This window comes from Variovorax sp. P4_B11, from assembly GCF_056402355.1.
This window is the reverse complement of the sequence record NZ_JBFUHO010000031.1, coordinates 1-12,996: the sequence shown is the minus strand read 5'-3', so window position 1 is coordinate 12,996 and position 12,996 is coordinate 1. Positions and strand designations below refer to the sequence as shown.

The 12,996-nt window shown below is 64.0% G+C and carries 14 protein-coding genes and 1 pseudogene; 12 read left to right on the top strand and 3 right to left on the bottom strand.

The genetic code is table 11. From position 1 onward, the window contains the following. Window positions 1-35 precede the first annotated feature (35 nt). Genes AC1DYD_RS24300 through AC1DYD_RS24280 form a run of 5 tightly spaced genes read left to right on the top strand, consistent with a single transcriptional unit; the run spans window position 36 to window position 4,904 of the window. Window positions 36-1,028 (top strand): Bug family tripartite tricarboxylate transporter substrate binding protein, encoded by a 993-nt coding sequence (locus AC1DYD_RS24300; protein ID WP_478175318.1) that lies wholly within the window; start codon window positions 36-38, stop codon window positions 1,026-1,028. A gap of 16 nt (window positions 1,029-1,044) precedes the next feature. Then, complete coding sequence (locus AC1DYD_RS24295) at window positions 1,045-1,896, top strand: SDR family NAD(P)-dependent oxidoreductase (RefSeq protein ID WP_478175317.1); 852 nt, start codon at window positions 1,045-1,047, stop codon at window positions 1,894-1,896. After that, entirely contained in the window at window positions 1,896-2,252 is a 357-nt protein-coding gene (locus AC1DYD_RS24290; RefSeq protein WP_478175316.1) for a Rieske (2Fe-2S) protein, read from the top strand. The genes AC1DYD_RS24295 and AC1DYD_RS24290 overlap by 1 nt, the downstream gene beginning before the upstream one ends. Then, window positions 2,249-3,877: a 3-(methylthio)propionyl-CoA ligase gene (locus tag AC1DYD_RS24285; RefSeq protein ID WP_478175315.1), complete on the top strand. Its 1,629-nt coding sequence runs from the start codon at window positions 2,249-2,251 to the stop codon at window positions 3,875-3,877. The genes AC1DYD_RS24290 and AC1DYD_RS24285 overlap by 4 nt, the downstream gene beginning before the upstream one ends. A 16-nt stretch (window positions 3,878-3,893) precedes the next feature. Beyond that, window positions 3,894-4,904 (top strand): YeiH family protein, encoded by a 1,011-nt coding sequence (locus AC1DYD_RS24280; RefSeq protein WP_478175314.1) that lies wholly within the window; start codon window positions 3,894-3,896, stop codon window positions 4,902-4,904. Window positions 4,905-5,139: 235 nt separating this feature from the next. On the opposite strand, the gene AC1DYD_RS24275 is transcribed toward AC1DYD_RS24280, so the two are convergent. Continuing rightward, a complete protein-coding gene (locus AC1DYD_RS24275; protein ID WP_478175313.1) occupies window positions 5,140-5,595 on the bottom strand; it encodes a MarR family winged helix-turn-helix transcriptional regulator in 456 nt (151 codons plus the stop codon). A 143-nt stretch (window positions 5,596-5,738) separates the two neighbouring features. Here AC1DYD_RS24275 and AC1DYD_RS24270 point away from each other — a divergent pair, with 143 nt between their 5' ends. From AC1DYD_RS24270 to AC1DYD_RS24255, 4 genes are all read left to right on the top strand, one after another. Next, window positions 5,739-6,521 carry an enoyl-CoA hydratase gene (locus tag AC1DYD_RS24270; protein WP_478175393.1) on the top strand — a complete coding sequence of 261 codons (783 nt, stop codon included), beginning with the start codon at window positions 5,739-5,741 and terminating at the stop codon, window positions 6,519-6,521. Between the two features lie 78 nt (window positions 6,522-6,599). Further along, entirely contained in the window at window positions 6,600-8,330 is a 1,731-nt protein-coding gene (locus tag AC1DYD_RS24265; protein WP_478175312.1) for an acyl-CoA dehydrogenase family protein, read from the top strand. 32 nt (window positions 8,331-8,362) lie between these two features. Then, the gene (locus AC1DYD_RS24260) at window positions 8,363-8,776 is read left to right on the top strand and encodes a hypothetical protein (protein ID WP_478175311.1); all 414 of its coding nucleotides are present in this window, start codon (window positions 8,363-8,365) and stop codon (window positions 8,774-8,776) included. Further along, window positions 8,773-9,885, top strand: coding sequence for an alkaline phosphatase family protein (locus AC1DYD_RS24255; protein ID WP_478175310.1), 1,113 nt, complete (start codon window positions 8,773-8,775; stop codon window positions 9,883-9,885). Before AC1DYD_RS24260 ends, AC1DYD_RS24255 begins: the two co-directional genes overlap by 4 nt. Window positions 9,886-9,888: 3 nt before the next feature. Here AC1DYD_RS24255 and AC1DYD_RS24250 read toward each other — a convergent pair whose 3' ends face one another. Further along, window positions 9,889-10,809: an HAD family hydrolase gene (locus AC1DYD_RS24250; RefSeq protein ID WP_478175309.1), complete on the bottom strand. Its 921-nt coding sequence runs from the start codon at window positions 10,807-10,809 to the stop codon at window positions 9,889-9,891. Window positions 10,810-10,858: 49 nt separating this feature from the next. Beyond that, window positions 10,859-11,500, bottom strand: coding sequence for a 2'-5' RNA ligase family protein (locus tag AC1DYD_RS24245; RefSeq protein ID WP_478175308.1), 642 nt, complete (start codon window positions 11,498-11,500; stop codon window positions 10,859-10,861). A 318-nt stretch (window positions 11,501-11,818) separates the two neighbouring features. Here AC1DYD_RS24245 and AC1DYD_RS24240 point away from each other — a divergent pair, with 318 nt between their 5' ends. The 3 genes and pseudogenes from AC1DYD_RS24240 to AC1DYD_RS24230 form a co-directional block, all read left to right on the top strand. After that, complete coding sequence (locus tag AC1DYD_RS24240; RefSeq protein WP_478175307.1) at window positions 11,819-11,968, top strand: hypothetical protein; 150 nt, start codon at window positions 11,819-11,821, stop codon at window positions 11,966-11,968. An 83-nt stretch (window positions 11,969-12,051) separates the two neighbouring features. Then, on the top strand, window positions 12,052-12,459 hold the full coding sequence (locus AC1DYD_RS24235) for a hypothetical protein (RefSeq protein ID WP_478175306.1): 408 nt from the start codon (window positions 12,052-12,054) through the stop codon (window positions 12,457-12,459). Between the two features lie 99 nt (window positions 12,460-12,558). Beyond that, window positions 12,559-12,996, top strand: a pseudogene (locus AC1DYD_RS24230) (hypothetical protein); the annotation flags it as partial.

Genomic DNA, 12,996 nt, shown 5'->3' with positions numbered 1-12,996 from the left:
TTCCCAGCTTGAAAACAATGAACGGAGACAACCCCATGAACCACTCGACGAAAACCCTGCGCCGCGCCCTGCTCGGCGCCCTTGCCGGCACCTGCCTGCTGGCCGCCGTGCCGGCCGCGATGGCCCAGACCTGGCCGAGCAGGCCGATTCGCCTGGTGGTCGGCGCGCCCGCGGGCGGCACCGCCGACTTCATCGCGCGCACCCTGGCCGACGGCTTGGCGACGCAACTCGGCCAGCCCGTGATCGTCGACAACAAGGCCGGCGGCATGGGCGCCATCGGCACCCAGGACCTGATCTCCTCGCCCCACGACGGCTACACCTTCATGGTCGGCGTGAACGGCCTGGCCACCGAGATCCCCCATGTGGTCAAGACCCGCACCGACATGTTCAAGGACGTGAAGCCGCTGGCCGAGTTGACGCGCACGGGGCTCGTGATGGTCGGCAACCCGGCATTGCCGGCGTCGAACCTGAAGGAAGTCATCGCCTACGTGAAGGCGCATCCGGGCACGGTAAGCTATGCCTCCTACAGCACCGGCACGATCTCCCACACCATGGGCCAGCAGCTGAACAAGCTGGCCGGAATCGACATGGCGCATGTCAGCTACAAGGGCTCGCCACCGGCCCTGCAGGACGTGATGGGCGGCCATGTGGCGCTGATGTTCGACGGCCCGGCAACCTCGATCCCGATGATCAAGGCCGGCAAGCTGAAGGCCTTCGCGGTCAGCACGCCCAAGCGGCTGAGCGCACTGCCCGACGTTCCGACCTTCACCGAACTGGGCTACCCGCAGATCGACGACGTCGCCTGGATGGGCTTGTGGACCACACCCGACGTTCCGGCCGACATCCAGGCCCGGTTCCGCGCGGCGACGCTGAAGGTACTGCAGCAGCCGAAGGTGATCGAGCGCTTCAAGGAGCTGGGCCAGGACATCGGGCAGCCGCTGACGCCTGAACAGCTGTCGCAGTCGCTGCGCGTGGCGTCCGACAAGCATGCCGCGCACCTGAAAGCCATCGGCTTCAAGCCGGACTGAATCAAGGAGACAGGCCATGACTGACTCGACGAAACCCCGCACTGGCCGGCTGGCCGGCAAGGTGGCGCTGGTCACCGGCGCCGGTCCGGGCCTGGGCGGCGTGATCGCCTCGGCGATGGCCGACGAGGGCGCGCGGCTGGTGCTGTGCGACGTGAACCAGGCGGCGCTGGACCTGACCTGCTCCTGGCTGGCAGACCGGCAGGCCGACCACCTCGCGGTGCTGTGCGATGTCTCCGACAGCGCCGCGGTCGATGCAATGTTCGCGCAAGCCGCCGCGCATTTCGGCACGGTCGACATCCTGGTCAACAACGCAGCGCGCGTGCCGAACTCGCCGGCCGAGACCGAGCGACGCAACAAGCACTATGCCTATGCCACCACGCCGGTCCCGCGGCAATCGCTGGGCATCGTCTCGTCGTTGTCGGACGAGGACTGGCTCAAGTGGTGGGACGTCAACATGCACGGCGTGTTCTATTGCACCCGCGCGGCGCTGCGCCTGATGGAGCCGCGGCACTCGGGCCGGATCGTCAACATCGCCTCGATTGCTGGCCTGGGCGTCGGCAGCATGCACAGCCCGGGCTATTCGGCCACCAAGGCCGGCGTGATCAGCCTGACCAAGACCACCGCCTACGACGTTGCCGGGGCCAACATCCTCGTCAACGCCATCGCCTGCGGCGGCGTCATGACGCCGCCCTTCGAGGCCTACCTCGCGACGACCACCGAGGCCCAGAAGAACAGCCTGTTCCAGATGATCCCGATGGGCCGCCTCGGTACGCCGCAGGAATACGCCTCGCTCGCCGTGTACCTGGCGTCGGATGAGCACTATCTCGCCGGCCAGGTGATCAGCCCGAACGGCGGCATGGTGATGTGATGGCCCCGTGGACTCCCCTGATCGTGCTGAGCGAACTGCCCGAGGGCAGGGGCCGGCGGGTCTGCAAGGCCGGGCTCGACCTGGCGTTGTTCAGGATCGGCGACACGGCCTACGCGATCGAGGACAGCTGCCCGCATGCCGGTGGCTCGCTGAGCAACGGCAAGCTGCAGGGTACCCGCGTCACTTGCCCGGTGCACGGCCTGAAGTTCAACCTGGAGCACGGCGGCCCGCCGAGCGCGCCGATGCTGGAAGCGAAGACATACGCGGTGCAGGTCGTCGACGGCATGGTGATGCTGACCCCCGGCGACCCTTCGCCGAACGCCCCATCCACTCTCATTGCAAAGGAATTTCCATGAACGCAAACATGATGCAGCAGCCGCTGCTGATCTCGACCCTGCTGACCCATGCCGAGCGGCATCATGGCGACCAGGAGGTCGTCTCGCGGCGTGTCGAAGGCGACATCCACCGCACCAGCTACCGCGAACTGGCCTCGCGCTCGCGCCGCCTGGCCAACGCCGTCGCCGCGCTGGACGTGCGCTTCGGCGACCGCGTCGCCACGCTCGCCTGGAACGGCTACCGCCACATGGAGCTGTACTACGCGGTGTCGGGTTCGGGCGCGGTGCTGCACACGCTGAACCCGCGGCTGCACGCGGACCAGGTGGTGTGGATCGCTGACCATGCCGAAGACCAGGTGCTGTTCTTCGACCTCACCTTCCTGCCGCTGGTCGAGGCCATTGCCGGGCGCGTCAACACCATCAAGGCCTTTGTCGCGATGACCGACCGGGCGCACATGCCGGCCGACTCGAAAATCCCCCACCTGCTGTGCTACGAAGAGCTGATCGAGGCCGCCTCGCCCGAGTTCGCCTGGCCCCGCTTCGACGAGAACAGCGCCAGTTCGCTGTGCTACACCTCCGGCACCACCGGCAACCCCAAGGGCGCGCTGTACAGCCACCGCTCGACCGTGCTGCACACCTATGCCGCGGCGCTGCCCGACAGCCTGAACTGCTCGGCGCGCGACACCATCCTGCCGGTGGTGCCGATGTTCCATGTCAACGCCTGGGGCCTGCCCTACGCCGCGTGCATGGTCGGCGCCAAGCTCGTCTTCCCCGGCCCGCACCTCGACGGCAAGAGCCTGCACGATCTCTTCGAGAGCGAAGGCGTCACCGTCTCGGCCGGCGTGCCCACCGTCTGGCAGGGGCTGCTGACCCATGTCGAAGCCAACGACCTGAAGTTCAGCACCATGCGACGCACCATCATCGGCGGCTCGGCCTGCCCGCCGGCGATGATGCGCGCCTTCCAGGAGCGCTACAACGTGCGGGTGCTGCACGCCTGGGGCATGACCGAGATGAGCCCGATCGGCACGGTATGCACCTTGAAGCCCAAGCACCTGCAACTCGGCGCCGAGGAGCGCATGGCTGTTCAGGCCAAACAAGGGCGCCCCCCCTTCGGTGTCGACCTGAAGATCGTCGGCGAGGATGGCCAGGAGCTGCCGCGCGACGGCAAGGCTTCGGGCGAGTTGATGGTGCGCGGCCCGTGGATCATTGCCAGCTACTTCAAGGGAGAAGGCGGCGACCCGCTGGTCGACGGCTGGTTCCCCACCGGCGACGTCAGCACCATCGACGCCGATGGCTACATGCAGATCACCGACCGCAGCAAGGACGTGATCAAGTCCGGCGGCGAATGGATCGGCTCGATCGACCTCGAGAACGTCGCGATGGCACACCCCGCCGTGGCGATGGCCGCCTGCATCGGCGTGCGGCACCCCAAGTGGGACGAGCGGCCCCTGCTGGTCGTGATGAAGAAGCCCGGCGCCGTGCTCACGCGCGACGAGGTGCTCGCGTTCTACGACGGCAAGATCGCCAAGTGGTGGACACCCGACGACGTGGTGTTCGTGGACCAGATTCCGCTCGGCGCGACCGGCAAGATGCTGAAGAACAGGCTGCGCGAGCAGTTTGCCGACTACAAGCTGCCCACGGCCTGAGCGACGGAACCTCGCCATGACCGCACTTTCGATCAGCGTCATCCCCGGGCAGGCCCGCGCCCTCTTCCCCGGCGTGCTGGCCTGCGGCGTGGTTGCCGCGGCCGCGACTTTCCTGTCGGAGCACTACGGCGCGCCGGTGATGCTGTTCGCCCTGCTGCTCGGCCTGGCGATGAACTTCCTCTCCAGCGAGGGCGCCTGCCAGGCGGGCATCGAATTCACCGCGCGCAGGCTTCTGCGCATCGGCGTCGCGCTGCTCGGATTGCGCATCACCATCGGCCAGATCACCGAACTCGGATGGCAACCCCTCGTGATCGTCCTGTTGACGGTCTCGCTGACGATCGGGGTGTCCATGCTGGCGGCGAAGCTGCTCGGATTCCAGACCCTGTTCGGGCTGCTCAGCGGCGGCGCCACGGCGATCTGCGGCGCCTCGGCCGCCATGGCCCTGGCCGCGGCATTGCCGAGCCATCCGTTGAAGGAGCGCGCGACGCTGTTCACTGTGGTCGGCGTGTCGGCTCTGTCGACGCTCGCGATGATCGTCTACCCGACGATCGCCCAGATGATCGGGCTCGATCCGCGCGCGGCTGGCGTGTTCCTCGGCGCGACCATCCACGATGTCGCACAGGTCGTCGGCGCCGGCTACAGCATGTCGCAGCAAACCGGCGACATCGCGACCGTCGTCAAGCTGATGCGCGTGGCGATGCTGGTGCCGGTGATCCTGTTGGCCGTCGTGCTGTCGCGCCGGCAAGCCGGCGAGGCCAGTGGGCCACGGCCGCCGCTGCTGCCGGGCTTCGCGGTCGGCTTCGCGGTCCTGGTGGCCGTCAACAGCACCGGCTGGCTCCCGGACCTTGTCGCCAAGACCGGCAGCGACTTCTCGCGCTGGTTCCTGGTGGCCTCCATTGCGGGCATCGGGATGAAGACGCAACTCAGTGAACTGATCACCGTCGGCCTCAAGCCGGTGCTGCTGATGGTCGGCGAGACGGTCTTCCTGGTCGTCTTGACTTTGGCGCTGATGCACTGGGTGCGGTGATCGGCGGCGCATCTTCCTTCTGCCGAGGTGCCATCTCTGCACCCTGATTTCCTCACCCAGCCGCCGACCGGCTACGCCGATTGACTGGCCGAGTTCAAGACGCGACATACGAGCGCAGGGTTTGATCGCCGCAAAGCAGACATTCGATGTTGACCCGCTCGGTCCACGTCGACAGCCGGGCTACCTCGCGACGTCCTGTGAGGGCTCGACGCAGCGCTCCTTGTATCGAGTCCGCCTACTCGCGGTGCCCTTCGATGTTCTCGAGGGACAACTTGCGCTGTAGTGATTCCAGCCATCGTCCGACAACCTCCATTTCGTCCGCACTGAAGCCTTCGGTCAGATGGGCATTCAAGGCACTCAGCCTTGCCTTGGCATCTTGTCCGGCGGCGCGCCCCTCTTCGGTTTGATAGAGGCGAATGGCGCGACCGTCCTCCGGATCACGCCTTCGAATCAGATAGCCTGCCTGTTCGAGCCTGTTGGCGAGCCCGGACATCGCGGGTGCGCCGATTTTCAGCGCCTGCGCAACGTCTCCTACGAGCGCGCCGTCATGACGCGACAGGAAGAACATCGTTCCTGCCTGCGCCGCTGACAGGGCCATCGGCCCGTCTGCCTTGCTCTCGATCCATCGCTCCACCGTCCTCTGGGCCACGTTGAGCAGGAAGACCAGCCGCGTTTTACTCTGATCCTTCATTTATTTCTCATCTGTAAGTGCGCCGGACCGTACCGGATTGATTGTTACACGAAGGGCAATTCTATTTCGTGCACGAAGTATATACTTCGTCTGCGAAATATATTCCAAGCCGCCCCGATGGGGAACGAACCACAGGAGAAACAATGACTGACCACGTAACCGTCGAATCCGCCCAAGGCGTCCTCACCCTGACGCTGGCGCGTCCGGAGAAGATGAACTCGATCACCAATGCCATGTACGCGGTGTTGGCCGACGCCCTCATTGGCGCCGAGGAAGATCCTGCCGTGCGTGCCATCGTGATCCGAGGCCAAGGCGCCATGTTCACCGCCGGCAACGACCTGGGCGAGTTCGCCGCCACTGCCGCAAGCGGTGATGCCGGCACCGGTGAGCCGCGCCATGTCGTTCGATTTCTTCGCGCCCTCGCAGGCTCGACCCGGCCACTGGTGGCTGCCGCCAATGGGCGTGCCGTGGGGATCGGGACCACGATGCTGCTGCACTGCGACTTCGTGGTGCTCGGGGAGGATGCGCTCCTGTCTACACCTTTCGTGAATCTGGCCCTTGTGCCGGAGGCTGCATCGAGCCTCCTGCTTCCCGCTCGCATCGGCCACGTCCGCGCATTCGAGATGTTCGCGCTGGGCAAGCCGATCACCGCTGCACAAGCGTTGGACTGGGGCATCGCCAATCGGGTTGTGTCGCCGACGGAGCTTCATGGTGAAGCTCAGCAGGTTGCACAGCTTCTCGCCAGGCAGGCCGCGGGGTCGTTGAAGCTGACGAAAAGCCTCATGCGACAGGCGGAAGCCATCGCAACCCAGATGGACCGGGAGAGCGTGCATTTCACCGACCGCCTCAAGAGCGCCGAAGCCCGCGAAGCCTTCGCTGCATTTGCGCAGAAGCGGCCTGCCGATTTCTCGAAGTTCGCAGCGTGAACGCGAGGGGTCGAAGGTCCACAACAAACCATTGACGTGACACGCTGCATCGCTGGCGCCCACACCGAAACCCATCCCATGAACTCGACTCTCTTCAATCCACACGCCGCAGATTTCTGCGCCTTCGACGTCGAATCGCGGCGCATCTTCGAAGCGACGATCGCCTTCTTCGAGCAGCGCGGCAAGCGTGTTCTTCTCGAACAGGACCGCGAACGGATCTGGTATGCAGACTTCATCGAGTTCCTGAAACGGGAGCGGGTGTTCGCCACGCTGCTCACGCCGGCGGCCGAGGGCGGCGGAAATCCGAGCAAGCGATGGGACACGAGCCGCATCGCGATGATGAGCCATATCCTCGGCTTCTACGGCGGGCAGTACTGGTACGTCTGGCAGGTCACCATTCTCGGCCTGGGACCGATCTGGCAAAGCGCCAACGCCGAGGCAAGGCAGCGCGCCGCCGCCCTGCTCGATGCCGGCTCAGTCTTCGCGTTCGGCCTCTCCGAACGCGAGCACGGCGCAGACATCTACACGACCGACATGGTGCTGACCCCCGACGGCCAGGGCGGCTACAAGGCCAACGGCGGCAAGTACTACATTGGCAACGGCAACGTCGCTGGCATGGTGTCCGTGTTCGGCCGCATCGCGGGCATCGACGGCCCGGATGCCTACGTGTTCTTCACTGTCGACAGCCAGCACCCGGCCTACAAGCTGCGCGGCAACGTCGTGGCCAGCCAGATGTACGTCGCGGCGTTCGACCTCGAGGACTACCCGGTCACTTCGGCCGACGTTCTGCATACCGGGCAGGAGGCTTTCGATGCGGGCATGAACACCGTCAACGTCGGCAAGTTCAACCTGGGCTTCGGTGCAGTCGGACTGGTCGAGCATTGCTTTTTCGAGGCGATCACGCACGCGGAGCGGCGCGTGCTTTTCAACGCCAAGGTCACCGACTTTGCGCATGTGCAGGCGTTGTTCACGGATGCTTACGCGCGGTTGGCGGGTATGAAGCTGTTCGGGGAGCGCGCGATCGACTACATGCATTCGGCATCCCTTGAAGACCGGCGCTATCTCCTTTTCAACACCATCGAGAAGATCACGGTCACCCGGCAAGGCGCCAAAGCGTACGCCGACCTGTGGGACGTGATCTCCGCGAAGGGATTCGAGAAGGACATGTTCTTCCAGATGGCCCAGTTCGGCCTGCAGGGCTTCCCCAAGATCGAGGGCACCGTGCACGTCAACCTTGCGCTGGCGCTCAAGTTCATGCCCGGCTACCTGCTCAATTCGGGCAATGCCAGCCCGGCGCTCTGCGAGGTGCCGACGCGCAGGGATGCCGCGGACGATGAGTTCCTGTTTCGGCAGGGGCCGACCAAGGGCTTGCAAAAGGTGCGTTTTCACGACTGGCGGCCGGTTTTTGCCAGTTTCTCTCACGTGCCGAACGTCGCCGTGTTCACCGAACAGATCGATGCGCTGGGGGCCATGCTCGGCGGCGCTGCGCCGTCACCCTCGCAGCAGAAGGATCTGGACTTCATGCTCGCGATTGGGGAGATGTTCACGCTGGTGCCGTATGCCGAACTGATCCTCCAGCAGGCCGCGATCGCAGGCACCGAGACGGCGCTTGTGGATCAGATCTTCGATGTGCTTGTGCGCGACTTCTCAGGCTCCGCCCTCATGCTGTTCAACAAGCCATCGGCAACGGACGCGCAGCAGTCCGCCGCGCAGAGATGCATCCGCCGCCCTGCGGCGGATCGCGCACGCTTCGAGACGGTTTGGGAGCAGGCGCGCAGCCTCGCGGGCGCGTATGAGATGAACCCCTGAGTTGAGGCGACCGGCGCAAGGCGCTCGACCACGTGGTCGTGCTCATGTTCGAGAACCGCTCATTCGACAATCTGCTCGGCCGCCTCTACGCACCGGGCGACGTCAAGTCCTTCGACGGGGTGATCGGCAAGGATCTCAAGAACCCCATCCCGGAATGGGCCGAGCATGGAGCCGAGCGCAAGTTCGTGCCCTACGGCATGTCGCCCACGATGAACACGCCGCAGCCAGATCCGGGCGAGGAGTATCCGCACATCAACACGGATCTGTACGGAACCCTGGACCCGAAGAACCGGTTCATGCCGCTGGCGCGCATGGTGGCTCCGTACAACGCGCCGAGCGATCCGCGCCAGCAGCCCACGATGGACGGCTTCGTGATGGACTACATCAGCGCCTTCACGGCCGAGATGAAGCGGCAGCCACCTACGACGAGTACGCGCAGATCATGACGGGGTACACGCCGGAGCAGATGCCGGTGATGTCAACGCTGGCTCGTGGCTTCGCCGTCTTCGACCACTGGTTCTGCGAGGTGCCGTCGCAGACCTTCACCAATCGCTCGTTCTTCCATGCGGGCACGGCGTCTGGATACGTCGTCAACACGTCTCCTCCCGATTCCTTTCCCGTTCACAACAAGGCAGAGACGCTGTTCGAACGCCTGGAGGCCAAGAAACTGACATGGCGCGTCTACTGCGATGCGCCAAGCCCAGCCTCCTTCACCGGGATCATTCACGCCTCGCGCTTGCGCAACCGCTTTGCAACCAACTTCTCGACGGTGGCCGATTTCCTCGAAGATGCCAAGAGAGGCCGCCTGCCGACCTACTCGTTCATCGAACCGAACCTGTGGCATGGCCACAATGACATGCACCCGCCGATCTCGGCGCTGATGCACGGCCTGCCGTACGATCCGCCGTCCTCTCTGCTGGGTGGCGACGCGCTGCTGGCAACGGTCTACGACGCGGTCCGCTCTTCGACATCGTCGAGCGGATCGAACTACCTCAACACGTTCCTGCTGGTCGCCTTCGACGAATCGGGCGGCACCTACGACCATGTCCCGCCTCCGTCCGCTGTGCCGCCGAACCGCTCGGCACCGGCCGGCCAGATGGGGTTCACGTTCAATCGGTCGGGCGCGCGCGTGCCCGCCATCGGAATCTCGGCATGGGTTCCCGAGCGCACCGTGGTCAACGATGAATATCGCCACACCTCGGTGATCCAGACCCTGCGCAAGCGGTGGTCGCTCGGGCGCCCTCTCACCGCACGCGACGCCTCGGCCCTGGACATCGCTCCCGTTCTCTCGCTCGGCAAGCCGAGGACACCGGATCAATGGCCTGACGTCGCGCCCCGGCCAGTTCCGAAGTTCGACGTCGCCCTGCTTCCTCCGGATCTGCCACTGTCGCCGCTCGGCAAGGCACTGGTGCATAGCATCTTGGCGTTGGAGAGAATGTTGGGCGCAACGGTGCCGACCCTCTCGCCGGATGCCAATCTGACTGGCGCAGAGGCCATTGAAATGATTCGCGACGATGCGTTCAAGCTCTTCCCGGGATTGCGGACCAAAGCTTGATCTTCAACCCGAAAAGACCTGAGCCCAGTCGCGCTTCATGCTGACGACCTGCAATCCGTACTCGTCCGCGTGATCGAGTGCTTCCGCCAGCGGGCTGAGGGGGAAGTCGCGGTCATAGGCGAATTCTCTTTCCGGGTCGTCATGGTGCAACAGCAGCGCCAGGCGCGGCCCTTCGCCTGTTTGCGTGTACCTGAGCATCGCGAGATCACCGTCGGAATTCCCGAAAGCGAGGACCGGACGGCGACCTATATGGCGGGAAATGCTGTTCACCTTGACCTCACGGTCGCTGAAACTTTCGATTTCGGCCAGCTTGACCAGTTCGCCCCGTCCGTCGCGCATCTCGAAGCGCGTCTTCATGCTGCTGCCGATCACTTCATCTCGCGCCACCCCGTAGAGCCTTTCGCTGCACGCGCGCATGAGGTCGATGCCACCGCCGGAGACGACAAAGGTCTTGAACCCGTTTTCACGCAGGAAGTGCAGCAGTTCAATCTGTGGCTTGTATGTCAACTCTGTGAAGAGGCGCGAGAGCGTCGGATTCTTGGCAGAAGCTAGCCATTGCCGGGCGAGTTGACCAAACTCATCCACCGTCGTGCCCGAGTGCACGGTTGCTGCAAGGTGCAGCAGGTCCTCTTTCCCGAGGGCCGGGATCTTGCTCATGTCGTGCTCGAGGAAGGTCTTGAATGGTTCGCGCGTTCGAAAGGAGGGATCCGCTTGCGCCAACTGTTCGAGGCGTGCCCGCGCAAAGAAGAACTGGACCTGGAGGGGGCGCTCGCACCAGAGGGTGCCGTCGTTGTCGAAGGTCGCGATCCGATCGGACGGCGGCACGAAATCGGCACTGCCCGACCGGGTAGTCCTTTCGACGAAGTCCACGATCGCAGTGCGCGACGGACCGTCGTTCCAACTGGAAAGCCTCTTCGAATTCATGCCCGCTCCTTGGTACTTCCGTCGGCGCCGACCGCTCAGCGGCCAGGCCTCAATCCCACGCCTTGAGTTTCTTGGCGGCGGTGCCGAACTGGCCCAGCTGATAGATGGCGGCGCCGCTGAACGAAAAGCTGAATGGCTCGAACGGTTCGGCGAGCATTTCGTCGAGCTGCTTGCGCGTCGCAACGCCGGTGGTGACGTGCGGATTGAAATGTTCACCGGAAGCCTTCGGCACGAACACGGAAACGTACTGAATGAGCATCGGGTCGATGACAGGGTCATCGGGTGTCGTGACGAACGCGGCCGAGTCGCCGGTCTCGGTCGTAAACGGCGTCACCGCCTCGATCAGCGCCTCCTGCAGCTGGAGGAGCTGAGGCGTGGGCTTCGCGACGATGCCAGCCAGCCCAATCTCCTGGCTCGCGATGTAGTAGTACTTGATGGCCTCCAGTTCTATGTCGCCCAGTCGGGTTCCAGCAAGGACCTTTTCGACGGCGGCATACACCTCGTCCAGGTCCGCGGTGCGGACGAACCGCTGCACCAGCGTGACGTGCGGGCGGTGGGTCGCGTCCAGAGCGAATCCCTTGGGGAAAACCTGAAGCAGGCGAGCGTTGTTGGCTTCAGCGTGCTCGAGCATCCTGGCGTCTGGCTCGAGCAAGATGTCGATCGCTGTGACTGGATTGTTCGGGATGGTCACGTCTTCAATCCCCGGCTTCCGAGGCCGGAGACCCCTTGTCATCTGCGACCAGGTGCAGTGCAGAGTGCCCCGCATCGCGGCAGAAAGGATTCAGTATAGGCATCCTTCCGGGACAGGCAAGGACTGCGGTTGGGGGCGTAGGACGCTGGGGAGCTTCGAGCCCGAAAGCGACATTCGAGTGTCGAGTTTGGCACCGGCAAAGCAGAAAGCTCGAAGTCCAGGAAGGGGGCTCTCCACGTACGTAGGCGTACGTGGTCACCGGGATGGTCAAGCTCCGCGATGGGGGGAACATAGCCGTTTTGGCATCCGCGAGGCAGCATGTCCGAATTCGACTACGACCTGATCGATTTCGACCTTGGCTGCAGTATCTGCGTGAAGACCGGCGCGATCCAGGGCCCGTTGCTCGCGATCTACACCTTCGGCGCCTACTGGGTCTTCCGCGGCAAGGTCCGCGGCGGCTACCGGTGAGCCAAGGCCATGCAGCGACCAGCCCTGGCAAACATCTTTATAGACAGTTCCCTCAACGTCACAACAACCTAAGGGGCAATGGCATGACTTTTTTCAGTGATCTTCTTGAGAAACCCGCGGACTTGTCCGCCGAATCGAAATGGGCGGTGATCAACGGCTATATGTACCTTGCGATCGGAGCACTGTTCATTGTCTGGCCCGGCGCGGTGCAGGCGATCTTCATGGATAGGCCATTCGTCGGAGACGAGGGTGCGATCTTTCGTGTGACTGGCGCGGCGCTAGCCGTCATTGGCTGGCTTTACGTATTCGGCGGTCGCTCCGGCGCTCGACAAATCGGCCCGGCTGCCATACTCGATCGAATAGTGCTCATCCCTCTTGTGCTGGTCCCCCTCGCGATATCAGGTGTATTTCCGCATACGTTGTTCGCGATTGCGATTCTTGATCCCACACTTGCCATCATTGCTTTGCTGATCCGCAACCGCAAGACGTGACTGGTTGCCGGTAGCGGAATCGCAGCCAGACTAATCGTCGGGATGTCATGGACCCTTCTTCGCGACGCGCCAGATACTTTTCACCGAAAGGGACTTCAAATGAAAAGACTGCTTGTCATCCTCGGCATATTGTTTGTGGCGGGCTTGGCCGTCGCGGGATTGCTCTATGTCACTCTCCCCGTGCAGATGACGACCTACGGCGCCATGGGGCTCAACTTTCTCAAGTCCTTTGCTGCGCCACCAGGAACGCTGACCACCGAGACGAACTCCGATTACAAAGCGCCTGTGGCCGCGGTGCCCGCACCGCCGCTGGCCGAGGCGGCATGGCCCGGTGCTGCCGCCAGCGACTGGCCGAGCTACAACAGGACCCCGTCCTCGCAGCGGTTCTCGCCGCTCGACCAGATCAACGCGAAGAATGTCGGGAACCTGAAGATCCAGTGCGTCTACGAGGTCGGGGAGATCACGGCCTTCGAATCCGGCCTGCTCATGGTGAACAACGCCCTGATCGGCTCTACAGAGTTCGACATCTTCTCGATC

Bases quoted from the DNA above. Each gene is read 5' to 3' on its own strand.
- AC1DYD_RS24300 (WP_478175318.1), top strand. From the start codon at position 36: ATGAACCACTCGACGAAAACCCTGCGCCGCGCCCTGCTCGGCGCCCTT.
- AC1DYD_RS24295 (WP_478175317.1), top strand. From the start codon at position 1,045: ATGACTGACTCGACGAAACCCCGCACTGGCCGGCTGGCCGGCAAGGTG.
- AC1DYD_RS24290 (WP_478175316.1), top strand. From the start codon at position 1,896: ATGGCCCCGTGGACTCCCCTGATCGTGCTGAGCGAACTGCCCGAGGGC.
- AC1DYD_RS24285 (WP_478175315.1), top strand. From the start codon at position 2,249: ATGAACGCAAACATGATGCAGCAGCCGCTGCTGATCTCGACCCTGCTG.
- AC1DYD_RS24280 (WP_478175314.1), top strand. From the start codon at position 3,894: ATGACCGCACTTTCGATCAGCGTCATCCCCGGGCAGGCCCGCGCCCTC.
- AC1DYD_RS24275 (WP_478175313.1), bottom strand. From the start codon at position 5,595: ATGAAGGATCAGAGTAAAACGCGGCTGGTCTTCCTGCTCAACGTGGCC.
- AC1DYD_RS24270 (WP_478175393.1), top strand. From the start codon at position 5,739: ATGACTGACCACGTAACCGTCGAATCCGCCCAAGGCGTCCTCACCCTG.
- AC1DYD_RS24265 (WP_478175312.1), top strand. From the start codon at position 6,600: ATGAACTCGACTCTCTTCAATCCACACGCCGCAGATTTCTGCGCCTTC.
- AC1DYD_RS24255 (WP_478175310.1), top strand. From the start codon at position 8,773: ATGACGGGGTACACGCCGGAGCAGATGCCGGTGATGTCAACGCTGGCT.
- AC1DYD_RS24250 (WP_478175309.1), bottom strand. From the start codon at position 10,809: ATGAATTCGAAGAGGCTTTCCAGTTGGAACGACGGTCCGTCGCGCACT.
- AC1DYD_RS24240 (WP_478175307.1), top strand. From the start codon at position 11,819: ATGTCCGAATTCGACTACGACCTGATCGATTTCGACCTTGGCTGCAGT.
- AC1DYD_RS24235 (WP_478175306.1), top strand. From the start codon at position 12,052: ATGACTTTTTTCAGTGATCTTCTTGAGAAACCCGCGGACTTGTCCGCC.